The 22,746-nt window shown below is 60.1% G+C and carries 22 protein-coding genes; 13 read left to right on the top strand and 9 right to left on the bottom strand.

Annotated elements, in window-relative coordinates; all coding sequences use genetic code 11:
• Nucleotides 1-105: 105 nt before the first annotated feature.
• The 5 genes from KVQ82_RS04215 (at nt 106) to KVQ82_RS04195 (ending at nt 5,469) form a co-directional block, all read left to right on the top strand.
• The gene (locus KVQ82_RS04215) at nt 106-1,308 is read left to right on the top strand and encodes an MFS transporter (protein WP_222018111.1); all 1,203 of its coding nucleotides are present in this window, start codon (nt 106-108) and stop codon (nt 1,306-1,308) included.
• Between the two features lie 201 nt (nt 1,309-1,509).
• Nucleotides 1,510-2,436 (top strand): DUF72 domain-containing protein, encoded by a 927-nt coding sequence (locus tag KVQ82_RS04210; RefSeq protein ID WP_222018109.1) that lies wholly within the window; start codon nt 1,510-1,512, stop codon nt 2,434-2,436.
• A complete protein-coding gene (locus KVQ82_RS04205) occupies nt 2,433-3,230 on the top strand; it encodes an endonuclease/exonuclease/phosphatase family protein (RefSeq protein ID WP_222018107.1) in 798 nt (265 codons plus the stop codon). Before KVQ82_RS04210 ends, KVQ82_RS04205 begins: the two co-directional genes overlap by 4 nt.
• Nucleotides 3,227-4,501, top strand: a complete 1,275-nt coding sequence (gene clsB, locus KVQ82_RS04200) for a cardiolipin synthase ClsB (protein ID WP_222018105.1) — start codon at nt 3,227-3,229, stop codon at nt 4,499-4,501. Before KVQ82_RS04205 ends, clsB begins: the two co-directional genes overlap by 4 nt.
• A complete protein-coding gene (locus KVQ82_RS04195) occupies nt 4,498-5,469 on the top strand; it encodes a lysylphosphatidylglycerol synthase domain-containing protein (RefSeq protein WP_222018103.1) in 972 nt (323 codons plus the stop codon). The genes clsB and KVQ82_RS04195 overlap by 4 nt, the downstream gene beginning before the upstream one ends.
• 26 nt (nt 5,470-5,495) lie before the next feature.
• Here the strand turns inward: KVQ82_RS04195 and KVQ82_RS04190 are convergent, their stop codons facing one another.
• The 3 genes from KVQ82_RS04190 to KVQ82_RS04180 all read right to left on the bottom strand — a co-directional run bounded on the left by KVQ82_RS04190 (nt 5,496) and on the right by KVQ82_RS04180 (nt 8,565).
• Entirely contained in the window at nt 5,496-6,254 is a 759-nt protein-coding gene (locus KVQ82_RS04190; RefSeq protein WP_047296890.1) for a S9 family peptidase, read from the bottom strand.
• Nucleotides 6,244-7,353, bottom strand: a complete 1,110-nt coding sequence (locus KVQ82_RS04185; RefSeq protein WP_222018101.1) for a DUF3182 family protein — start codon at nt 7,351-7,353, stop codon at nt 6,244-6,246. The genes KVQ82_RS04190 and KVQ82_RS04185 overlap by 11 nt, the downstream gene beginning before the upstream one ends.
• Before the next feature lie 231 nt (nt 7,354-7,584).
• A complete protein-coding gene (locus tag KVQ82_RS04180) occupies nt 7,585-8,565 on the bottom strand; it encodes a GlxA family transcriptional regulator (protein ID WP_222018099.1) in 981 nt (326 codons plus the stop codon).
• Nucleotides 8,566-8,664: 99 nt separating this feature from the next.
• On the opposite strand from KVQ82_RS04180, the gene KVQ82_RS04175 reads away from it, so the two are divergent.
• From KVQ82_RS04175 to KVQ82_RS04145, 7 genes are all read left to right on the top strand, one after another.
• Nucleotides 8,665-9,213: a cysteine hydrolase family protein gene (locus KVQ82_RS04175; RefSeq protein WP_108183955.1), complete on the top strand. Its 549-nt coding sequence runs from the start codon at nt 8,665-8,667 to the stop codon at nt 9,211-9,213.
• 239 nt (nt 9,214-9,452) lie between these two features.
• Nucleotides 9,453-10,034 (top strand): YjfI family protein, encoded by a 582-nt coding sequence (locus KVQ82_RS04170; RefSeq protein WP_230679397.1) that lies wholly within the window; start codon nt 9,453-9,455, stop codon nt 10,032-10,034.
• Between the two features lie 17 nt (nt 10,035-10,051).
• Entirely contained in the window at nt 10,052-10,750 is a 699-nt protein-coding gene (locus KVQ82_RS04165) for a PspA/IM30 family protein (RefSeq protein ID WP_041074459.1), read from the top strand.
• Nucleotides 10,751-10,952: 202 nt separating this feature from the next.
• Nucleotides 10,953-11,600 (top strand): DUF2491 family protein, encoded by a 648-nt coding sequence (locus KVQ82_RS04160; protein WP_198758952.1) that lies wholly within the window; start codon nt 10,953-10,955, stop codon nt 11,598-11,600.
• Nucleotides 11,601-11,614: 14 nt separating this feature from the next.
• Nucleotides 11,615-12,040: a DUF350 domain-containing protein gene (locus KVQ82_RS04155; protein WP_041074455.1), complete on the top strand. Its 426-nt coding sequence runs from the start codon at nt 11,615-11,617 to the stop codon at nt 12,038-12,040.
• A 17-nt stretch (nt 12,041-12,057) separates the two neighbouring features.
• On the top strand, nt 12,058-12,744 hold the full coding sequence (locus KVQ82_RS04150; protein ID WP_222018097.1) for a DUF1190 domain-containing protein: 687 nt from the start codon (nt 12,058-12,060) through the stop codon (nt 12,742-12,744).
• A 2-nt stretch (nt 12,745-12,746) separates the two neighbouring features.
• The gene (locus KVQ82_RS04145; RefSeq protein ID WP_222018095.1) at nt 12,747-13,904 is read left to right on the top strand and encodes a glutathionylspermidine synthase family protein; all 1,158 of its coding nucleotides are present in this window, start codon (nt 12,747-12,749) and stop codon (nt 13,902-13,904) included.
• Nucleotides 13,905-13,986: 82 nt separating this feature from the next.
• Here the strand turns inward: KVQ82_RS04145 and KVQ82_RS04140 are convergent, their stop codons facing one another.
• Together KVQ82_RS04140 and KVQ82_RS04135 are read right to left on the bottom strand one after the other, a co-directional pair.
• Nucleotides 13,987-14,505, bottom strand: coding sequence for a single-stranded DNA-binding protein (locus KVQ82_RS04140; protein ID WP_007966163.1), 519 nt, complete (start codon nt 14,503-14,505; stop codon nt 13,987-13,989).
• A gap of 9 nt (nt 14,506-14,514) precedes the next feature.
• Entirely contained in the window at nt 14,515-15,912 is a 1,398-nt protein-coding gene (locus tag KVQ82_RS04135) for an MFS transporter (protein WP_222018093.1), read from the bottom strand.
• A gap of 191 nt (nt 15,913-16,103) precedes the next feature.
• On the opposite strand from KVQ82_RS04135, the gene uvrA reads away from it, so the two are divergent.
• Nucleotides 16,104-18,938: an excinuclease ABC subunit UvrA gene (uvrA, locus tag KVQ82_RS04130; protein WP_222018091.1), complete on the top strand. Its 2,835-nt coding sequence runs from the start codon at nt 16,104-16,106 to the stop codon at nt 18,936-18,938.
• 65 nt (nt 18,939-19,003) lie between these two features.
• On the opposite strand, the gene bfr is transcribed toward uvrA, so the two are convergent.
• The 4 genes from bfr to rpoA all read right to left on the bottom strand — a co-directional run bounded on the left by bfr (nt 19,004) and on the right by rpoA (nt 22,744).
• Complete coding sequence (bfr, locus tag KVQ82_RS04125; protein WP_003228714.1) at nt 19,004-19,468, bottom strand: bacterioferritin; 465 nt, start codon at nt 19,466-19,468, stop codon at nt 19,004-19,006.
• 150 nt (nt 19,469-19,618) lie between these two features.
• Entirely contained in the window at nt 19,619-21,073 is a 1,455-nt protein-coding gene (locus KVQ82_RS04120; RefSeq protein WP_222018089.1) for a catalase, read from the bottom strand.
• Between the two features lie 240 nt (nt 21,074-21,313).
• Nucleotides 21,314-21,700, bottom strand: coding sequence for a 50S ribosomal protein L17 (rplQ, locus tag KVQ82_RS04115; protein ID WP_003176402.1), 387 nt, complete (start codon nt 21,698-21,700; stop codon nt 21,314-21,316).
• A 42-nt stretch (nt 21,701-21,742) separates the two neighbouring features.
• Entirely contained in the window at nt 21,743-22,744 is a 1,002-nt protein-coding gene (gene rpoA / locus KVQ82_RS04110; RefSeq protein WP_003186012.1) for a DNA-directed RNA polymerase subunit alpha, read from the bottom strand.
• Between the last annotated feature and the right edge of the window lie 2 nt (nt 22,745-22,746).

Below are 22,746 nucleotides of genomic sequence, written 5' to 3'. Positions count from 1 at the left end.
GGATATTTGCGTCAGCGGCAAATATCAAATGCCCAGCCCTGTATTTTTCCGCACAAGCCAAACCTCGACACTGCGCTCCATTCAAACCTCTACCGGAGTGCTGTCATGCCCATTGCCTTGCTCGCGCTGACCCTCAGCGCCTTCGCCATCGGGACGACCGAGTTCGTCATCGTTGGCCTGCTACCCACCATCGGCGCCGACCTCGGCGTCAGTCTGCCGTCCGCCGGCCTGCTGGTCAGTCTCTATGCCCTGGGCGTTGCCATTGGCGCGCCGGTGCTGACCGCCCTGACCGGCAAAGTCCCGCGCAAACTGTTGCTGTTGTCGCTGATGGTGCTGTTCACCCTCGGCAACCTGCTGGCCTGGCTGGCGCCCAGTTATGAATCACTGGTGCTGGCGCGGATCGTCACGGGCCTGGCGCACGGGGTGTTCTTTTCCATCGGCTCGACCATCGCCACCAGCCTGGTGCCCAAGGAAAAAGCCGCCAGCGCGATTGCGATCATGTTCACCGGCCTCACCGTGGCGCTGGTCACCGGCGTACCGCTGGGCACGTTCATCGGTCAGCATTTCGGCTGGCGTGAAACCTTCCTCGCGGTCTCGGCGCTGGGTGTGATCGCCTTCATCGGCAGCCTGCTGTATGTGCCGAACAACATCGCCCACAGCAAACCGGCGTCGCTGTTGCAACAACTGCAAGTGCTGAAACAACCGCGCCTGTTGCTGGTGTACGCCATGACCGCGATCGGTTACGGCGGCTCGTTCATCGCCTTCACCTTCCTGGCGCCGATCCTGCAGGACATCTCCGGTTTCAGCGCCAGTACCGTCAGCCTGGTGCTGCTGGTGTACGGCGTCTCGGTGGCGGCCGGCAACATCTGGGGCGGTAAAATGGCGGACAAGCGTGGGCCGATCAGCGCCCTGAAAATCATCTTCGCCCTGCTCGCCGCCGTGCTGTTCGTACTGACCTTTACCGCCAGCAACCCATGGCTGGCGCTGGCCACGGTGCTGGTGTGGGGCGCGGTGGCGTTCGGCAATGTGCCGGGGCTGCAAGTGTACGTGGTGCGTCAGGCTGAACATCACACGCCGCAGGCGGTGGACGTGGCATCGGGGCTGAACATCGCGGCGTTCAACCTGGGGATTGCCGGTGGCGCATGGGGCGGCGGGCTGATCGTCGAACACCTTGGCCTGATTCACACAGCGTGGATCGGCGGGCTGGTGGTGTTGGTGGCGCTCGCGCTGACGGCCTGGAGCGGGCGACTGGATCGCCTTGGTCCGACCTATGCCGAAAGCACTACACGAGTCGTCACCGGTCACTGATCAAATAGCTGTCTCAATGATATCCCCCTGTAGGAGCTGACGAAGGCTGCGATCTTTTGATCTTGAAAAACAACATCAAAAGATCGCAGCCTCCGTTAGCTCCTACAGACTACCGTCCGTAACGCCACCGAAACTTTCCCGAACCGCCCACAGTCATCAACAGACACAGGCTGTATGAGGACTGACCACGGGAGGGGCGGCATGGCAACGATTTACATCGGTATTTCCGGCTGGCGCTACGCTCCGTGGCGCGGGGATTTCTACCCGAAGGGACTGACCCAGAAGCGCGAACTGCAATTCGCATCACGGGCGGTCAACAGCATCGAAATCAATGGATCGTTCTACGCCCTGCAACGGCCCGAACGTTATGCGCAGTGGTACAGCGAAACGCCGGACGACTTCGTCTTCAGCGTCAAGGCGCCGCGTTTCATCACTCACGTGCGCCGCTTGCGCGAGATCGAAAAACCGTTGGCGAATTTCTTCGCCTCCGGGGTGCTGGAGCTCAAGGAAAAGCTCGGGCCGATCCTCTGGCAGTTTCCGCCGAACTTCAAATTCGACCCCGAGCGCTTCGAACACTTCCTCTCATTGTTGCCCCACGATACCGAGGCGGCCGCCGCCCTCGCCCGTCAGCACGACGCGCACCTGCACGGCCACGCCAGCCTGAAAGCCTGGCGCAAAAAACCGCTGCGCCATGCCGTGGAAGTGCGCAATGACACGTTCATCGACCCCGACTTCGTGCGTTTGTTGAAACGCTACAACACCGCCCTGGTGATCGCCGACACCGCCGGCAAATGGCCGTACCGCGAAGACCTCACCAGCGATTTCGTCTACCTGCGCCTGCACGGTGCCGAAGAACTCTACGCCAGCGGCTACAGCGAATCGGCGCTGCAGAACTGGGCCAAACGCATCGACGCCTGGCACCACGGTCAACAGCCCGGCGATGCGCACCTGATCGCGCCACGCCTCAAGCCCCGGGCGCGCAAGTCCCGCGAAGTGTTCTGCTATTTCGACAACGACATCAAAGTCCGCGCGCCCTACGACGCGCGCCGGTTGCTCCACTGTTTTGAGCTGGATAAAACACTCGCCACCGCCCCCGGCGAACCCGCTGCCGAAGGGGTGCTGACATGAGTATTCCAGAGCCGGTCGGGTTCACCGACGAGCAGACCAGCGTTGAAGTGTCGGTGCGTCGTTTCACCGTGCTGACGGTCAACACCCACAAGGGCTTCACTGCGCTCAACCGACGTTTCATCCTTCCGGAGTTGCGCGAAGCCGTGCGCAGCGTGGCCGCCGACGTGGTGTTTCTGCAGGAAGTCCACGGCACCCATGAGCATCATCCCAAGCGCTACAGCAACTGGCCGACGATGCCGCAATACGAGTTCCTCGCCGACAGTCTATGGCCGCAATTCGCCTACGGGCGCAACGCGGTGTACCCGGAGGGCGATCACGGCAATGCATTGCTGTCGAAATTCCAGATCATCCGCCACGACAACCTCGACGTGTCGATCAGCGGCCACGAGAACCGCGGGCTGCTGCATTGCGTGCTACGCATGCCGGGCGATGGCGTCGAAGTGCATGCGATCTGCGTGCATCTGGGTCTGCGCGAAAGCCATCGTAATGCGCAATTGAAACTGCTCGGCGAGCGCATCGCGCAACTGCCGGCTGATGCACCAGTGATCGTCGCCGGTGACTTCAATGACTGGCGCCAGCGCGCCGATGCGCTGCTCGAACCCTGCGGCCTGCGCGAAGTGTTCGCCGAACATCACGGCAAACCGGCGCGCAGTTTTCCGGCACGTCTGCCGATCCTGCGCCTGGACCGCATCTACGTACGTAACCTCAAGGCCAGCGAGCCAAACGTGTTGACAACACGGCCCTGGTCACACCTTTCCGACCACGCCCCGTTATCGGTGGAGATCGAACTATGAGCAGCGCACCGCTGGAGAAATCCGCCGTGGAACCGATCAGCATCAACCCGCCGGTACGCGAGCCCGGGCCTGTCGATGTCGAGTACAGCTGGCAGGGCAACAACCGCGTCGAATTGCTGGAAAACGGCGAGGAATATTTCCCCCGGGTGTTCGACGCCATGCGTGCGGCGCAGAGTGAAATCCTGCTGGAGACCTTCATCGTTTTCGAAGACAAGGTCGGCGCAGAGTTGCAGCAGATCCTGATCGACGCCGCCCGGCGCGGCGTGCGCACCACCGTCAGCCTCGACGGTTTCGGCTGTGGTGAGTTGACCACTGGTTATCTCGCGGCATTGAGCGACGCCGGCGTGCACTTGCAAATGTTTGATCCGGCGCCCAAGCACCTGGGTTTTCGCACCAACTGGTTCCGCCGTCTGCACCGCAAGATCGTGGTGGTCGACGGACTGATCGCGTTCATTGGCGGGATCAACTTTTCCGGCGATCACCTGGCCGACTTCGGCCCCGAAGCGAAACAGGATTACGCGGTGCAGGTTCAAGGGCCGGCGGTCGCTGACATCCATCATTTCGCCCTGCTGCAAAGTGGTCGGCCAGGCCGTGCACGCTTCTGGTGGCAACGTCGGCGCCAGCGTCGGGCAGACATGGCTTTCAACGATCACGACGGTCAGGTGCGCCTGGTGTTTCGTGATAACGATCAGCACCACACCGACATCGAAGACGTGTACTTGCACGCATTGCGCCGGGCCAAACGCCGGGTGGTGATCGCCAACGCCTACTTCTTCCCCGGCTACCGCCTGCTGCGCGAGCTCCGCAACGCGGCGCGCCGAGGCGTCGAGGTGCGCCTGATCCTGCAAGGTCAACCGGACATGCTGGTGGCCAAACTGGCGGCGCGCATGACCTACGACTATCTGCTCAAGGCAGGGGTGCAGATCCACGAATATTGCCAGCGCCCGCTGCACGGCAAAGTCGCCTTGGTGGATGAGGAATGGAGCACGGTCGGTTCGAGCAATCTCGACCCGCTGAGCCTGTCACTGAACCTGGAAGCCAACGTGCTGATCCGCGATCGCACGTTCAATCAGCACTTGTTCCAGCGCCTCGAAGACCTGAGCCACAACCACTGCAAGGCGATGGACCCGAGCAAGGTGCCACGCGGACGGATCTGGCACATGACCGTGGGGTTTCTGGTGTTCCACTTCCTGCGGCATTTCCCGGCAATGGCCGGTTGGCTGCCGGCGCACAAACCACGGCTCAAGCCGTTTCGGGGGCGCATGTCATGAGCCATTCCTCAGCGCAAGCAGCGCCCGCCGTGCATTCTCGATGGAGTCGCTGGAAACGCCCACTGACGCTGCTGTTCTTCCTCGCGTTGATCGTGTTGCTGACGATGTTTGCCACGCGCATCGAATGGGCGGAAGTGCTGCAGACCCTGGCCGACTTCAAGGTGCGCACACTGCTCATCGCCGCCGCCGTGACCCTGTTGAGCTTTCTCACCTACGCCAGCTTCGACCTGATAGGGCGCACCTACATCCGCCAGGACCTGACCTGGAAACAGATCCTCCCGGTGGGGATCATCAGCTATGCGTTCAACCTCAATCTCAGCGCCTGGGTCGGCGGGATCGCCATGCGCTATCGGCTGTATTCGCGCCTGGGGGTGAGCAAAGGCAACATCGCCAAGATTCTCGGTTTGAGCCTGGCCACCAACTGGTTCGGCTACATGACGATTGCCGGCGCGGTGTTCAGCAGTGGCCTGGTGAGCATGCCGCCGGGCTGGAAAATCAGCAGCGATGCGCTGCAGGGCATTGGCGTGCTGTTGCTGCTGCTGAGTGCCGGTTACCTCGCCGCGTGCCAGTTCTCCAAGCGCCGCGAGTGGTCGATTCGCGGGGTGGAAATCAACCTGCCGTCCCTGCGCATGGCCGTTCTGCAACTGCTGCTGGGTGCGCTGAACTGGTCGCTGATGGCGGCGGTGATTTTCACCTTGCTGCCGGGCAAGCTGGATTATCCATTGGTGCTTGGCGTGCTGTTGATCAGTGCGATTGCCGGGGTCATCACCCACATTCCGGCGGGGCTTGGAGTGTTGGAAGCGGTGTTCGTCGCGCTGCTGCAGCACGAAGTTTCGCGGGGCAGTCTGGTGGCGGGATTGCTGGCGTATCGGGCGATTTATTTTCTTTTGCCGTTGTTGATCACGGTGGTGATGTATCTGCTGGTCGAGGCCAAGGCGAAGGCGTTGCGGATCGAGAAGAAGCCCTAGTCATCCTTCGCCACAGGGGGATGTGCTCAAGTGGACTGAATGATGCTCAACCGCTCCCCGACCACCATCTCGGTAATCCAGTCCACCAGAATCGAGGTGTAGGCCTGCTGCGAAACCGGGTCGCTCAGCGCATGGTCAGCACCGTCGATGATCCGGTGCGTCAGCGAATGCGTCTGCTGACACGCGGCGCGATAACTCATGATCGTGGCGTGGGGCACGTAGTCATCGGTTTCCGATTCCACCAACAACACATCCCCGGTGAACTGCGAACAGGCGTGCAAGGCGCGGTTACTGTCGGCACGCACCAGCGTCGCCCGATAGTCACGCAGATCAGCCTTGTCCAGATCACGCTTGGGCGTATGCCATTGTTCGTCGCGATACAGCGCCGGCACCCGCAACGCCAGCCAGCGCACCGGGCGCAATGAGGTGAGAATCGACGCGAGATAGCCGCCATAACTGGTGCCGACTACCGCAATCGCCGAGGTGTCGAGCGCCGGATGCGCCAACAGGCGATCATAGGCCGCGAGCAAGTCACGCAGGTTGTCTTCGCGCGTGACCCGGGTCAGCGGAATGCCGGTGCCACCGGTGTGTCCGCGCAGGTCGAAGGTCAGGCACACACAACCCAGCCCGGCGATGCCCTTGGCGCGCTCCAGGTCACGCTCCTGGCTGCCACCCCAGCCGTGCACAAACAACACGCCGGGGACTTTCGATTTGGGACTGAGAAACGTCCCGCTCATCTGTTCGTCATCAATGTCGATCTGAATGCTTTCGCTTCTAGCCGTCATAGGATTTGACCGTTACGTATTTGAGGAGAAAGTCGCTGTTCTCGGCCGGGCCGCGATAGATTTCGATGGCGTCCGCCGGCAGGCTTTGATCACCGTAGGTTTCTACGGTCGACACACGGATCGCCCGCATCTGCGGAGCGTTGACGAAGCTCTGCAGCGCGGCCAGTTCAGCGCTGCTGGCACCGCCCATACGCCAGGATTGTTCGAGCACACCGCTGCGCGGTTTGCCATTGCTGTCCAGGCCTTGAGCGATGTCGTAGTTGCGCCGCGAGGCATAGAAACCCGGGTAGGCCTCGTCTGCCGCCCGGTCAAACATCCGCGCTTGCTCGATGGCCAGCCGCACGTCATCCGCTAAATCCAGCGCCAGCAACTGATCGTAACCGCCCTGCACCACCAGCAGATTCGAACCGCCGTAGACGTCCTCGCCATGGGCGTCCTGAGTCAAGTATTGATCACCGCAGTAGCTCAGCACCTTGCCGCCGATGAATGACTGACCGACGCTGTGGGTGACGACCTTGCTCAAGTCCTGCTCCAGCACCACGCCATCGCGGAACAACGCTGCTGCATCCACTCGAGCGAGGACCTCGTCGAACGCGTCGAGGCTGTTGATAACTTCCTGACCGCGACCGGCACAAGCGTGAATCGGCTTGAGGCGAATGGGGCCGCTGTACAGCAAGTGCTCGGCGGCGGGCCGCGCGTCTTCCAGGGCAAACACGGTCAAGCCATCGAGCACCACGTCGCGCACACGCTCGCAGAACTGCGGCGCCCAGCCTTGCGGCGCGTGGGCCAGGTGGCTGCGCAGGCCGTGACTGATGGCTTTGGTGCAGATGAAATCGTGTTCGACGAATCCGCCCCATAAATCATCCGCGCTTTTGATGCCCAAGGCCTGTGCCTGACTGGCGCCGACAATGGTTTGCGTCGGCAGCCAGTACAGATCCCGACCACGGTGCTTTTCCGGGTCGTAGCTGCCAGCAAATCTGAGCCCGAGAATCTGCGCCAGCCAACGGGCCAGCGCCTTGTTGGTCTGCACTTCATGGTGTGGCGCGCCAGCGCGCACCGAGTGCGCGACGACGATTTTTCTGCCTGGCGTCGGGGTCATGCGTCCCCCTTGCAGCGGATGGGTGAATGGAGTGATGAACGGTGCAGAGATCAGGCCAATCGGGGGTCTGTGGAAAACTTCGGTGAATCAAATGCTTGCGGAAAACGTGATGGCATCAGGCCCGTTTCAATCTGCACGACCGGGCGCCAGGGCCCGGTAATTTGCACGATTTCAGCGCCCCAGATTTCAATGTGGGTGGGGCTTGCTCCCACAGGTCATGGCGTGTCTGGACTATCCCGAGACACCAAACCGCGCCCGATAATCACTTGGCGTCAGCCCGGTGATTTTCTTGAAGATCGCGCGAAACGCTCCCGGGTCCTGATAGCCCACCGTCCATGCAATGTGGTCGATGGTGCCATTGGTGAATTCGAGCAGTTCTCGCGCCTTGCCAACCCGCAGATGCTGGCAATATTCGGTGGGTTTCAACCCGGTCGCCGCACGGAAGCGACGCAGAAACGTGCGCTCCTCCAGCCCCGCCCGCTCTGCCATCGAGGTCAGCGAAACATCAGTGGCGCCGGTGCTTTGCAGCCAATGCTGAACCTTGAGAATCGCCGCGTTGCCATGACTGAGGATCGGTGCAAAATTGCTCCCGCAGGCACTGGCGCTGTCGCTGTGTTCCATCACCAGAAAGCGCGCGGTGCCGCTGGCGATGCTCGGCCCGAGCAGCCGGTCGACCAGGCGCAAACCCAGCTCCGACCAAGCCATCAGCCCGGCAGTGGTGATCAAGTCGCCGTCATCGACAATCGGCGTATCCGCCTTGAGCCGGATGTTCGGATAACGCTCGGCAAACGCCTTGGCCGAGGTCCAGTGCGTGGTGGCGCTACGCCCGTCGAGCAGGCCGCTTTCGGCCAGCAGCATCGACCCCACACAGACACCGCCGAGGGTTGCACCACGGGCATGCTGATCACGTAGCCATTGCAACCATTGCGCTGAAACGCTGGCCGCAGAAAAACTGCCGAGGGACGGTGGAATCAGCACTGCCAGCAAATGACTGTCAGCGCCGGGATGACTGTCGTACACCCGCTGCGGCGTCTGCGCGGCGTCGGCTTTCCAGTGACTGACGCGCAGCACCGGTAACTGCGCCGCCTGACGCTCGGCAGCTATCCGGTTGGCGACCGCAAACAGATCGTTCAGCCCATGCACCGCCGCCAGTTGTACGCCGGGGTACATCAGTACGCCCAGTTCCACCGTGGCGGCCCTTTCTGCGCCCATGTCAGTTTTCCCCTGCTTATTGTCGGTCCGGCCAATCCTCGAAACGTCGGCCAGCGCCAATACTGAATCCACTTCCAGCCCATGCATCGAGGACACACCATGACCAGACAAGCGCTCATCGTAGTCGATATCCAGAACGACTACTTCCCCCAAGGCAAGTGGCCGCTGGTGGGGGCTGAAGCCGCCGCCGACAACGCCGCACGACTGCTCGCCGCGTTCCGCGAAGCGGGCGATCCGGTGGTGCACATTCGCCACGAATTCACTTCGGCCGACGCACCGTTTTTCACCCCGGGCTCGGACGGCGCAAAACTGCATCCCAAAGTACTCAATCGTCCGGACGAACCGGTGGTGCTCAAGCACTTCGTCAATTCGTTCCGGGAGACCGAGCTGCAATCGATTCTCGATGAACAAGGCATCAGGGATCTGGTGATTGTCGGCAGCATGAGCCACATGTGCATCGACGGCATCAGCCGTGCGGCGGCCGACCTGGGCTACGGCGTCACGGTAATCCACGACGCCTGCGCCTGCCGTGACCTGGAATTCAACGGGGTCACGGTGCCTGCCGCTCAGGTCCACGCGGCATTCATGTCGGCACTGGGTTTCGCTTACGCCAGCGTGGTCTCGGCCGAGGAGTTTCTGGGGCGCTGATCCATCACGACACACCCGGTAAAAACTTGCGCCCGCCACGTTGCGGGCGTTTTTTCGTCTGTCATGAAAATCTCACGCGTGAGCCATTGATGGCACTTTGAATTGGTTGTAGTGTGGCTCACGCGTGAGATGTTCATAACGGAGTCATTGCCATGAAAAGCCGCTCCCCCACTGTTGCGTCAGAGAGCCCAAAGGGAGAGCGCTCGAAACCGTCCGCGAAAAAACCGTCGAGCTTCTACATGAAGCAGATGCGCGCGGGCCTGGCTGCCGCCGGTTATGTGAAACACGAAACTTGGGTGCTTCCGGAAAACCGAAGCTTGCTCAAGCAGATGGAGCAACAGCTACGCCAACCGATTCTGGCTGGCTCATTCATGTCGGAGAATTACATGAGCGCAGGCAACAACTGGAACATCGATAGCCTCTTCAACGCCCTCAAGGCTCTGGACGAGGTGGCTTCGCACGAGATCACGCTGTCTCTGATCCAGAGCTCCGAACCCAGCATCAAGCTGGAAATGAACGAATTCGGCGGTCTGCCGATTCACATCGCCGTGGCCGGTCAGCAGATCATCGTCGACACCGTGCTGGTGGACATCGATTCGATCACTGACGTGCGCGCCTTCAACGACGCCGTGCTGCGCAGCCGGGAAATGTTCCCGCTGTCGTCGATCGGCATCGAGTCGATGCCCAACGGTCAGACCGTTTACAACATGTTTGGCGCTCTCAGCGCCGACTCGAGCCTGACCAACGTCGTCACCGAGGTGAAAACTCTGGTCGACAACGTGCAGCGCGCGAGCGAAGCCTTCGAACACTTCTTCAAGTAATCAACAGGGAATATCCAATGACTCAGTCCATCTGGAGCAAGTTGTTCACCGCTCTGCGCGGCGGCGCCAATGAAGTCGGCGAAGCGATCGTCGACCAGCAGGCCCTGCGCATCCTCGATCAGGAAATCCGCGACGCCGACACCGCGCTGTCCAACGCCCGCCGCGAGCTGGTCACCATCATGGCCAAGCACAAGCTGGCCGCCGACCGCGTGAGCGAGTACGACGCGAAGATCAAGGATCTGGAAGCCAAGGCGGTTGCCGCGCTGAACGCTGGCCGCGAAGACCTGGCCATGGAAGTGGCCGAAGCGATTTCGACCCTGACCAACGACCTGACCGCCGAGAAAGCCCAGAGCGACGAGTTCGGCACCTACGCCGAAAACATGCGCAAGGACATCACCAAGGCCGAGTCGCGAATCAAGAGCCTGCGCCAGCAGGTGGACATGGCCAAGGCCCGTGAAAGCGTGCAGAAGGCGCAGGTCAGCGCGTCCATCGCCAGCGGCGGCGCCAACGGCAAACTGGAAACCGCCGTCGGCACCCTGAACCGTCTGCAGGCCAAGCAGCAGCAACGCGCTGCCGAGCTGAGCGCCGCCGACGAACTGGCCGACGCTTCGACCGGCAACGACCTGGAACGCAAACTGCGCGACGCCGGCATCACGCCGAACGAAGGCAGCGCCAATGCGATTCTTGAGCGTCTGAAACAGAAGTCCGCGCAGTAAAATCGCTCTCCTGTAGGAGCTGCCGCAGGCTGCGATCTTTTGATCTTCAATCCAGATCAAAAGATCGCAGCCTGCGGCAGCTCTTACAGGTTTTTTGCACCCAGAATATTTGCATTTTGCCTGCTCGTTCGCCGCCCGGCCCGGTACACTAGCGACGTTTTTTTACCGACGAACACCTCCACCCGGCTCAAGGAATGTACCCATGGGATGGTTAAAAGATTTGCTGGGCACCAGCAACTGGCAGCCGGCTGCGCCCGCTCCGGTAGCCGGCGGCCCACTCGGAATGGCACAGGGCAAAGGCGTGCGATTCGATTCGACCCTGGCCTTACTGCTTGATGGCAGCACCTCGGTGCAGGTTCCGGCGGCAGAGGCAATCTGGAGCGCTGGCTGGATCGACCTTGGCCAATCCAACAAACTGCATCGCTACTACCTCAACAACGAGGATTTCTGGCTGCAGATCCACGTCACCGGTGACGACCAGATCGAGTCGGTCACCCTGTTCAACTACCTCAACTACGTGACCATCAACAGTGACGCCGAGCTCCAGCGCCTGGCCGGTCCTGCAAGCCCGATCGGCCTGCCGACCTACACCCACGACGGCGTCCAGTACAGCCGCGAATGGGGCACCGAGCTGGGCCAGACCGAACTGGTCCCGCTGACCGAACACGTGGTCAATCCGGACGAGAGTTACACCATCGAACACCACTCAATGCTTTATGCGCGCGAGACTGGTCTGACCGATCGCCGCGAATTGCTGCTGTTCTCCGTCGAACAAGACGAAGAAGGCACCGTCAGCCTGAGCACCTCGCTGGGTATTTCGCTGTACACGACTGATCTGAGCACCATTTAAAAAGGACGTTTTCCATGCTGGAAGTGCTGGCCGTTTCCCTGAACAAGACCGCGCTGGTCGGTTTCGTCGTCTACCTGATCGGCGCTGTGCTGCTGTTCATGCTGTTTCAGTTCGTCTACACGCGCATCACGCCACACAAAGAATTTGAGCTGATCCGCTCCGGCAACATCGCTGCCGCGATCGCTTTGTCCGGCGCGATCATCGGTTTTGCGATTCCGGCCAGCAATGTCATCGCGTTTTCGGTCAACGTCCTCGATTTCGTGCTGTGGGCAGTGATTGCGGCGGTGGTGCAATTGCTCGCGTTCCTCGCCACCGGCCTGGTTCTCAAAGGCACCTCCAAGCGGATCGCCAACGGTGAAATCGCTTCGGGCATCTACGTGGCCGCAGTGGCCATCAGTGTCGGCATGCTCAATGCCGCGTGCATGACCCCGTCCAACTGATCGGCAGGAAGCCTTCGATGAAACGCAGCAAGTACGTTCAACTGTCCCTCGCCGCTTCGGTGGCGCTGGCGATTTCCGGCGAGGTTGCCGCGCAGGATCAGCAACGCTTCCAATCGGTCGAGGAGTGCGTCGGCGCCGAAGTGGCCGCCGATGTCTGCTCCAACGCCTACGTCGCGGCATTGACCGAGCACCGACGCATTGCCCCGGCCTACGCCGACAAGGCCACGTGCGACGCTGACTTCGCCGCCGACTGGTGCCAGAAAAACTCCGACGGCCGCTTCGTGCCCAAACTCGGCGGTTTCAAGGTACCGCAGAACGGCGAGCCCCCGCAGGACCTGAATGCGCTTGCCAACGCGCAGATGCCTGCCGATGAAGCAGCGGCTGCGCAGAACGCGCAAAGCATTTCACACGCCTCTGGTGGTGGCGGCAACGGTTGGCTCACGGGCTGGCTGATCGGCAATGCGATGAGCAACAACGCCAACCGCACCGTTTACCGCGATCGCGACACGCGTCAGCCCTACAACACCTCGACGCAGTACCGCAAAATCGAATCGGCGCCGCGCAGTCAACCGGACTACGAGAGCAGCAAAAGCAAACCGGTGAACGTCGCCTCGTCGACCTCCCGTGGCGGCTTCGGCAGCCAGTCTTCCGCTCGCAGCGGTTGGGGTGGCTGGGGCAGCAGTTCCGGACGCTCGAGCAGCTGACCATGAAGAAGATCCACTGCGCCGAGCGCCCAGACTGGAAACAGACAGCCGAAAGCCTCGGCTTTCTGTTCCACACCATCGACGACGAGCCGTACTGGGACGAAAGCGCCTACTACCAGTTCACGCTCGCGCAGATCGAAAACGATCTGGAGGACCCGACCACCGAACTGCACGAGATGTGCATGGATCTGGTCGACCGCGTGGTGCACAGCGAAGAGCTGCTGGATCGCCTGAGCATCCCGGCGTCGTACTACGACATGATTCGTACTTCCTGGCTGGAAGGTCATCCGCATCTGTACGGACGCATGGACTTTTCCTACAGCGGCAATGGCCCTGCCAAACTGCTGGAGCTCAACTACGACACGCCGACCAGCCTCTATGAGGCCGCGGCGTTTCAGTGGGGTTGGCTGGAGCAATGCATCGAGCGCGGAATGTTGCCGCGCCACGCCGACCAGTTCAACAGCATCGATACCAGGCTGCATCAGGCGTTTGCCGAGTTGCAGCTCAAGCGTCCGTTCTACTTTTCCTCGATGAAAGACTCGGTCGAGGACAAAGGCACGACTGACTACCTGCGCCTGATCGCGGAAAAGGTCGGCATCGAATCCCGGCACATCGACATCGAAGACATCGGCCTGACCGCCGAGGGTCGCTTCGTTGACCTTGAGGATCGCTGGATCCCGCACCTGTTCAAACTGCACGCCTGGGAGTTCATCTTCCACGAGCCGTTCGGCGCGGCGATTGCCGAGTGCGATACACAGTTTTTCGAACCGGCATGGAAAGCGATCCTGTCGAACAAAGGCGCACTCCCACTGCTATGGGAACTGCACAAGGGCCACCCGAACCTGCTGGCGGCACACCTTGATCCGAATCCGGCCAGTGCGGTGCCCAAGGGCTGGGTGCGCAAACCGTACTTCTCCCGCGAAGGCGCGAATATCGAACTGCACACGGCAGAAGGTCTGATCGTCAAAGAAGACGGGCCCTACACCGATGCGCCATTCATCCTGCAGGAATTTGCGCCATTGCCGAAGTTCGACGACAGCTACACGCTGATCGGCTCTTGGGTGATTGGTGATCAGGCGGCGGGGATCGGCGTGCGGGAGGACAATAGTCTGATTACAAAGGATTCGAGCCGGTTTCTGCCGCACCTGATCCTCGACTGAGGCACACGCATCCGCTCCCACAAAAAAGGCCCGTCGTTTTGAACGACGGGCCTTTTTTATTCAGCGTGGATGCAGCATCCAATTAGAACGGAATGTCGTCATCGAAGCTGTCGAAATCCGGAGCCGGTTGCGGTGCGGCCTGCTGTGGAGCCGGGGCTGGACGCTGTTGCGGAGCCGATTGCTGCGGACGCGGAGCCTGTTGACGTGGCGCCTGCTGCTGATAGTTGTTGCCACCGCCTTGTTGGTCGCCCTGTTGTGGACGGCCGCCGAGCAGTTGCATGGTGCCTTGCATGTCGACCACGATTTCTGTGGTGTAGCGCTTGATACCGTCTTTTTCCCACTCGCGGGTCTGCAGCTTGCCTTCGATGTACACCTGCGAACCTTTACGCAGGTATTCGCCGGCGATTTCCGCAACCTTGCCGAACATCGAAACACGGTGCCACTCGGTCTTCTCGACCTTCTGACCGGTTTGCTTGTCGGTCCACTGTTCGCTGGTTGCCAGACTCAGGTTGGTCACGGCGTTACCGTTAGGCAGGTAGCGAACTTCGGGATCCTGGCCGCAAGTGCCGACCAATATGACTTTGTTAACCCCACGGGCCATAACGTTCTCCTAGGCTTCGCAAGCAGCCTCGGCCGGGTTGTTCACCAGGCGTTCGAGGGTGTCGCGATCCACTAATTCTTTGTCCAGTTTGATGTAAACAGCTGCTTCATCAGCAACTATCACTGCATCTGTTACCCCTACGAGGGCCTTGAGGCGCTCGACCAGACCCGCTTCGCGGATCGCCTCGGGTGATAACGGCAAGCGCAGGCTCGTCACATAGGGAGGTTCGCGCATGGTAACAGCAAAGGCCAGCCAGATGGCAGCCAGACCGGCACATCCAAGGAACACAACCGACAGACCGCCATGCTGAAACAGCCAGCCGCCGAGTATCCCGCCGAGTGCCGAACCGAGGAACTGACTGGTGGAATACACGCCCATCGCCGTGCCCTTCCCGCCTGCCGGTGAAACCTTGCTGATCAGCGACGGCAGCGAAGCCTCCAGCAGATTGAACGCGGTGAAGAATACCACCGTGCCGATCACCAGCGCCCGCAAGCTGTCACCGAACTGCCAGAAGAATAGCTCAGTGAACATCAGCGTCAGGACGGCGCCAAGCAAAATTCGTTTCATTTTGCGTTTCTTCTCGCCGTAGATGATGAACGGAATCATGGCGAAGAAAGAGATCAGCAGCGCGGTGAGATAGACCCACCAGTGCTGCTCCTTGGGCAACCCGGCTTTTTCCACCAGTGCCAGCGGCAAGGCAACGAAGCTGGACATCAACATGGCATGTAACACAAAGATGCCGAGGTCCAGGCGCAACAGATCCGGATGCTTGAGTGTCGGCATCAAGGCCTGACGCGCCACGCCGGATTCACGATGGCTCAGCGGCCCGGTGGATTTCGGCACCATGAACATAATGATCAGGATGCCGACCAGCGCCATGCCGCCAGTGGCGAGAAACAGTCCGGACAGGCCGAAGGCCCGGGTCAACAACGGCCCGACCACCATCGCCACGGCGAACGACAGACCGATGGTCATGCCAATCATGGCCATGGCTTTGGTGCGGTGTTGTTCACGGGTCAGGTCGGAAAGCAACGCCATCACCGCCGCAGAAATCGCCCCGGCCCCCTGCAGGATGCGTCCGGCAATCACGCCCCAGATCGAATCGGCCTGAGCCGCCAGCACACTGCCGAGGGCGAAGACCACCAGCCCGAGGAAAATAACCGGACGCCGGCCGATGCGGTCGGAAATGATCCCGAACGGAATCTGGAAAATCGCCTGGGTCAGGCCGTAAGCGCCAATCGCCAGCCCGATCAGGGCCGGGGTCGCTCCCGCCAGGTCCATGCCGTAGGTCGCCAGGACCGGCAACACCATGAACATGCCAAGCATACGGAAGGCGAACACCAGGGCCAGACCGCTCGCTGCGCGGGTCTCGCTGCCACTCATGCGTTCGCTGTGGGGATCGTGCATGGAAAAACCTCGTGTGAACCGGCGGCGATTCTACCAGTCCCATCGAAAGACGGGGTATATCGCGACGCTATGACGCGTATAGATGAAACTCTCTTCATGCAAGGCAAAAAACCCTTCGTTTGATAGTGTGCATCCATCCAGTATTTGCCCGTATACTCCTACGTTTTCGACGCCCGCCGAGCGAGGCCACTTTGGACAAGATCCTGATACGTGGGGCCCGTACCCACAACCTGAAGAACATCGACCTGACCCTGCCACGGGACAAACTGATCGTTATCACCGGCCTGTCCGGATCCGGCAAGTCGTCCCTGGCCTTCGACACGCTGTACGCCGAAGGTCAGCGCCGCTATGTCGAATCCCTGTCGGCCTACGCCCGACAGTTCCTGTCGATGATGGAAAAACCCGACGTCGACACCATTGAAGGTCTGTCGCCGGCCATCTCCATCGAGCAGAAGTCGACCTCGCACAACCCGCGCTCTACGGTCGGCACCATCACCGAAATCTACGACTACCTGCGTTTGCTGTATGCACGCGTCGGTACGCCACGCTGCCCGGATCATGACATTCCGCTGGAAGCGCAGACCGTCAGCCAGATGGTTGACCTGGTGCTGGCGCAGCCGGAAGGCAGCAAACTGATGTTGCTGGCGCCGGTTATTCGCGAACGCAAGGGCGAGCACCTGTCGGTTTTCGAAGAGCTGCGCGCCCAAGGCTTCGTTCGGGCGCGGGTCAATGGCCGCATCTGCGAGCTCGACGAGCTGCCGAAACTGGACAAACAGAAGAAGCACTCGATCGATGTCATCGTCGACCGTTTCAAGGTCCGTGCCGACCTGCAGCAGCGCCTGGCCGAATCGTTCGAAACCGCTCTCAAGCTGGCGGACGGCATTGCCTTGGTAGCGCCGATGGACGATGAACCGGGTGAAGAGATGATCTTCTCCGCGCGTTTTGCCTGCCCGATCTGCGGCCACGCGATCAGCGAACTGGAACCGAAGCTGTTCTCCTTCAACAACCCCGCCGGCGCCTGCCCGACCTGCGATGGTCTGGGCGTGAAGCAGTTCTTCGACATCAAGCGCCTGGCCAATGGTGAACTGACCCTGGCCGAGGGCGCGATTCGCGGCTGGGACCGGCGCAACGTCTATTACTTCCAGATGCTCGGCTCACTGGCGTCGCATTACAAGTTCAGCCTGGAGAAGCCATTCAACGAACTGACCGCCGAACAGCAGAAGCACATCCTGCACGGCAGCGGCTCACAGAATGTCGACTTCAAGTACCTCAACGACCGCGGCGACATCGTCAAACGTTCGCACCCGTTCGAAGGCATCGTGCCTAACCTTGAGCGTCGCTACCGCGAAACCGAATCGGCCAGCGTCCGCGAAGAGCTGGCCAAGTTTCTCAGCACCCAGGCTTGCCCGGATTGCCGAGGTACCCGTCTGCGTCGTGAAGCGCGGCACGTTTGGGTCGGCGAGAAAACCCTACCGGCGGTGACCAACCTGCCGATCGGCGATGCCTGCGAGTACTTCGGCGAGCTGAAAATGACCGGGCGGCGTGGCGAGATCGCCGACAAGATCCTCAAGGAAATCCGCGAACGTCTGCAGTTTCTGGTCAACGTCGGCCTGGACTATCTGTCTCTCGACCGCAGCGCTGACACTTTGTCCGGCGGCGAGGCACAGCGGATTCGTCTGGCCAGCCAGATCGGCGCCGGGCTGGTCGGGGTGCTGTACATCCTCGACGAACCGTCCATTGGCCTGCACCAGCGCGATAACGACCGCTTGCTCGGCACCCTCAAGCACCTGCGCGATATCGGCAACACGGTGATTGTGGTCGAGCACGATGAAGACGCGATTCGCCTGGCCGACTATGTGGTGGATATCGGCCCGGGTGCCGGCGTGCATGGCGGGCAGATCGTGGCGGAAGGAACGCCCGCCGAAGTCATGGCGCACCCGGACTCGCTGACCGGTAAATACCTATCGGGCCGGGTGAAAATCGAAGTACCGGCCAAACGCACGCCGCGCAACAAGAAGCTGACGCTGTCGCTCAAAGGCGCGCGCGGCAACAACCTGCGCAATGTCGATCTGGAAATCCCGATCGGCCTGCTGACCTGCGTGACCGGCGTTTCCGGCTCCGGCAAATCCACGCTGATCAACAACACGCTGTTCCCGTTGAGCGCTACTGCACTCAACGGTGCCACCACGCTGGAAGCGGCCGCGCACGACAGCATCAAGGGCCTGGAGCATCTCGACAAGGTCGTCGATATCGACCAGAGCCCGATCGGCCGCACGCCGCGCTCCAACCCGGCGACCTACACCGGGCTGTTCACCCCCATCCGCGAATTGTTTGCCGGCGTGCCCGAGTCACGCTCCCGTGGTTACGGCCCTGGGCGTTTCTCGTTCAACGTCAAGGGCGGGCGCTGCGAGGCTTGTCAGGGCGATGGTCTGATCAAGGTCGAAATGCACTTTCTGCCGGACATCTACGTGCCGTGCGATGTGTGCAAGAGCAAGCGCTACAACCGCGAAACCCTTGAGATCAAATACAAGGGCAAGAGCATCCACGAAACCCTCGAGATGACTATCGAGGAGGCACGGGAGTTCTTCGACGCGGTGCCTGCGCTGGCGCGCAAGCTGCAGACGTTGATGGATGTGGGCCTGTCTTACATCAAGCTCGGGCAGTCTGCGACCACGCTGTCCGGTGGTGAAGCACAGCGGGTCAAGCTGTCTCGTGAGCTGTCCAAGCGCGATACCGGCAAGACCCTGTATATCCTCGACGAGCCGACCACCGGCCTGCATTTCGCGGATATCCAGCAATTGCTCGACGTGCTGCATCGCCTGCGCGACCACGGCAACACGGTGGTGGTGATCGAACACAACCTGGACGTGATCAAGACCGCCGACTGGCTGGTGGACCTGGGGCCGGAAGGCGGCTCCAAGGGTGGGCAGATCATCGCCACCGGCACGCCGGAGGAAGTGGCCGAGATGAAGCAATCTCACACCGGTCACTACCTCAAGCCATTGCTGATTCGCGATCGGGCCTGATCTGAGGGCATGAAAAAGCCCCTGTCACTTGTACAGTGACAGGGGCTTTTTTTGTGTCTGCGCAATCAGGTGTGCGATTGCAGGTAATTCTCGAGACCGATGAGTTTGATCAGGCCCAACTGCTTTTCCAGCCAGTAGGTGTGATCTTCTTCGGTGTCGTTGAGCTGAACACGCAGGATCTCGCGACTGACGTAATCCTTGTGCTGCTCGCACAACTCAATGCCTTTGCACAGAGCGGCGCGAACTTTGTACTCGAGACGCAGATCGGCTTCGAGCATCTCCGGCACGGTGGTACCGACGTCGAGATCGTCCGGACGCATGCGCGGCGTGCCTTCGAGCATCAGGATCCGGCGCATCAGTGCGTCGGCGTGACCGGCTTCTTCTTCCATCTCGTGGTTGATTCGTTCGTAGAGCTTGGTGAAACCCCAGTCCTCATACATCCGCGAGTGAACAAAATATTGGTCACGCGCGGCCAGTTCGCCGGTCAGCAACGTGTTGAGGTAATCGATAACGTCTGGGTGGCCTTGCATCGCCCTACATCTCCCTGCTTGAAAGTCTGTAGTTTGAACCAAGCTGACCGGAAGGTCACCCGTTTCGCGCAATAAAAGCGAAGAAATTCTGAGAAAAGTTGGCTAAATAACGCAAAAACCGCCCTCAATGAGGGCGGTTCTGCTTCTCGTTTAGACTTCGTTAAGCTGTACGTCCAGCAGCTTTGCGATTGCTTCTCCATACGCCGGATCGGCTTTGAAGAAATGCTGCAACTGACGGTCAACCACGTCGGGTGAAACACCGCTCATGGCGCCGGCGATGTTGCTGACCAGAAGCGCTTTCTGTTCGTCATTCATCAATCGGAACAACGCACCGGCGTGGCTGTAGTAATCGCTGTCCTCGCGATGATCGTAACGATCTGCCGGACCGCTCAAGGCCAACGAAGGCTCAGCATAACGCGGCGCCTGCTTCGGTGATTCCACGTAGCTGTTGGGCTCATAGTTAGGCGCTGCACCACCGTTGCTGCCGAACGCCATCGAGCCGTCGCGCTGGTACGTATTGACCGGGCTGCGCGGCGCATTGACCGGCAATTGCTGGTGGTTGGTGCCGACGCGGTAGCGGTGTGCATCGGCGTAAGCGAATACGCGACCTTGCAGCATGCGATCCGGCGACAGACCAACACCTGGCACCATATTGCTTGGACCGAATGCGGCTTGCTCGACTTCGGCGAAATAGTTCAGCGGGTTGCGGTTCAGCTCCAGTTCGCCGACTTCGATCAGCGGGAACTCCTTCTGCGACCAGGTCTTGGTCACGTCGAACGGGTTCTCATAGTGCGCTGCAGCCTGAGCCTCAGTCATGATCTGAATGCACACGCGCCATTTCGGGAAGTCACCACGCTCGATGGCCTCGAACAGGTCACGCTGAGCGTAATCCGGATCGGTACCCGCGAGACGCGCAGCCTCGGCCGGCGCGAGGTTCTTGATCCCTTGCTGGGTCTTGTAGTGCCATTTCACCCAGTGACGCTCGCCTCGAGCGTTGATCAGGCTGTAGGTGTGGCTGCCAAAGCCATGCATATGACGATAGCCGTCGGGAATGCCGCGATCCGAAAACAGAATGGTCACCTGATGCAGCGCTTCTGGAGAATGCGACCAGAAGTCCCACATCATTTGCGCGCTTTTCAGGTTGCTCTGCGGCAGACGCTTCTGGGTGTGGATAAAGTCAGGAAACTTCAGCGGATCACGGATGAAGAACACCGGAGTGTTGTTGCCAACGATGTCCCAGTTGCCTTCCTCGGTGTAGAACTTCAGGGCGAAACCACGTGGATCACGCTCGGTGTCGGCCGAGCCGCGTTCACCGCCTACAGTGGAGAAGCGCAGGAACGTCGGGGTTTGCTTGCCCACGGACTCAAACAGTTTGGCGCTGGTGTATTCAGTGATATCGCGGGTCACGGTGAATGTACCGTAAGCACCTGAGCCCTTGGCGTGCACACGACGCTCCGGAATGTTTTCACGGTTGAAATGGGCAAGCTTCTCGATCAGGTGAAAATCGTCGAGCAGCAGCGGGCCACGAGGGCCGGCGGAGCGAGAATTCTGGTTATCAGCAACAGGTGCGCCACTGGCGGTCGTAAGCGTTTTGATCTGGCTCATACGGTCTTCTTCCTCTGTCAGTCTTGAAACTGCCGGCTAATCGGCTTGCTGGGAAGTATTGATCATCGGTGTAACACCTACAAATTCATTAACTTGTAGTCATCGATAGATAATTACTAATTATGTTTCCCAACACATAGTGACAAAAGAACAATGTCAGAAGCTTGTACAAACAGCGCATTTTCTTGCGGGCACAAAAAACCGGGCACTAGGCCCGGTTTTTCGTTTCAGACTGACGTCTTACTCGGCGGATACAGCTTCGCCAGCAGTAGCACGATCAACCAACTCGACGTACGCCATAGGCGCGTTGTCGCCAGCGCGGAAACCGCACTTGAGGATGCGCAGGTAGCCACCCTCACGGGTAGCGTAACGCTTGCCCAGGTCGTTGAAGAGCTTACCAACGATAGCTTTCGAACGAGTACGGTCGAAAGCCAGACGGCGGTTAGCCAGGCTGTCTGTCTTGGCCAGAGTGATCAGCGGCTCGGCAACGCGGCGCAGTTCTTTGGCTTTTGGCAGAGTAGTCTTGATCAGCTCGTGCTCGAACAACGACACCGCCATGTTCTGGAACATGGCCTTGCGGTGCGAGCTGGTGCGGCTCAGGTGACGCCCACTTTTACGATGACGCATGGTTCATTCCTTACCAAACACTACGTTCGGTGATTACGACGATCAGGCAGTCGCCTTGTCGTCCTTCTTAAGACTTGCAGGCGGCCAGTTGTCGAGGCGCATGCCGAGGGACAGACCGCGGGAGGCCAGAACGTCCTTGATTTCAGTCAAGGATTTCTTGCCCAGGTTCGGAGTCTTCAACAGCTCTACTTCGGTACGCTGAATCAGGTCGCCGATGTAGTAGATGTTTTCCGCCTTAAGGCAGTTAGCCGAACGTACAGTCAGTTCCAGATCGTCAACCGGGCGAAGCAGGATCGGATCGATCTCGTCTTCCTGCTCGACAACCACTGGCTCACTGTCACCTTTGAGGTCGACGAACGCAGCCAACTGCTGTTGCAGGATGGTTGCAGCGCGGCGGATAGCCTCTTCAGGATCCAGAGTACCGTTGGTTTCCAGATCAATAACCAGCTTGTCCAGGTTGGTACGCTGCTCGACACGGGCGTTTTCCACCACGTATGCGATACGGCGAACCGGGCTGAACGAAGAGTCGAGCTGCAAGCGACCAATGCTGCGGCTTTCGTCTTCATCGCTCTGACGCGAGTCGGCTGGTTCATAACCACGACCACGAGCTACGGTGAGCTTCATGTTCAGGGCGCCGTTAGACGCCAGGTTAGCGATTACGTGATCGGGGTTAACGATCTCGACATCATGATCCAGCTGAATATCGGCAGCGGTAACCACCCCCGAACCCTTCTTCGACAAGGTCAGCGTAACTTCGTCACGACCGTGCAGCTTGATGGCCAGACCTTTAAGGTTCAACAGGATTTCAATTACGTCTTCCTGTACACCTTCGATGGCGCTGTACTCGTGGAGCACACCGTCAATCTCGGCCTCGACTACTGCGCAGCCGGGCATTGAGGACAACAGGATGCGGCGCAGCGCGTTGCCCAGGGTGTGGCCAAAACCACGCTCGAGAGGCTCGAGAGTGATCTTGGCGCGGGTTGGACTGACAACCTGCACATCAATGTGGCGGGGTGTCAGGAACTCATTTACCGAAATCTGCATGG

This window comes from Pseudomonas sp. AO-1, from assembly GCF_019775695.1.
Lineage (GTDB): Bacteria > Pseudomonadota > Gammaproteobacteria > Pseudomonadales > Pseudomonadaceae > Aquipseudomonas > Aquipseudomonas parakoreensis.
The sequence above is the reverse complement of the archived record's forward strand: the minus strand, read 5'-3'. Positions and strand labels throughout refer to the sequence as shown.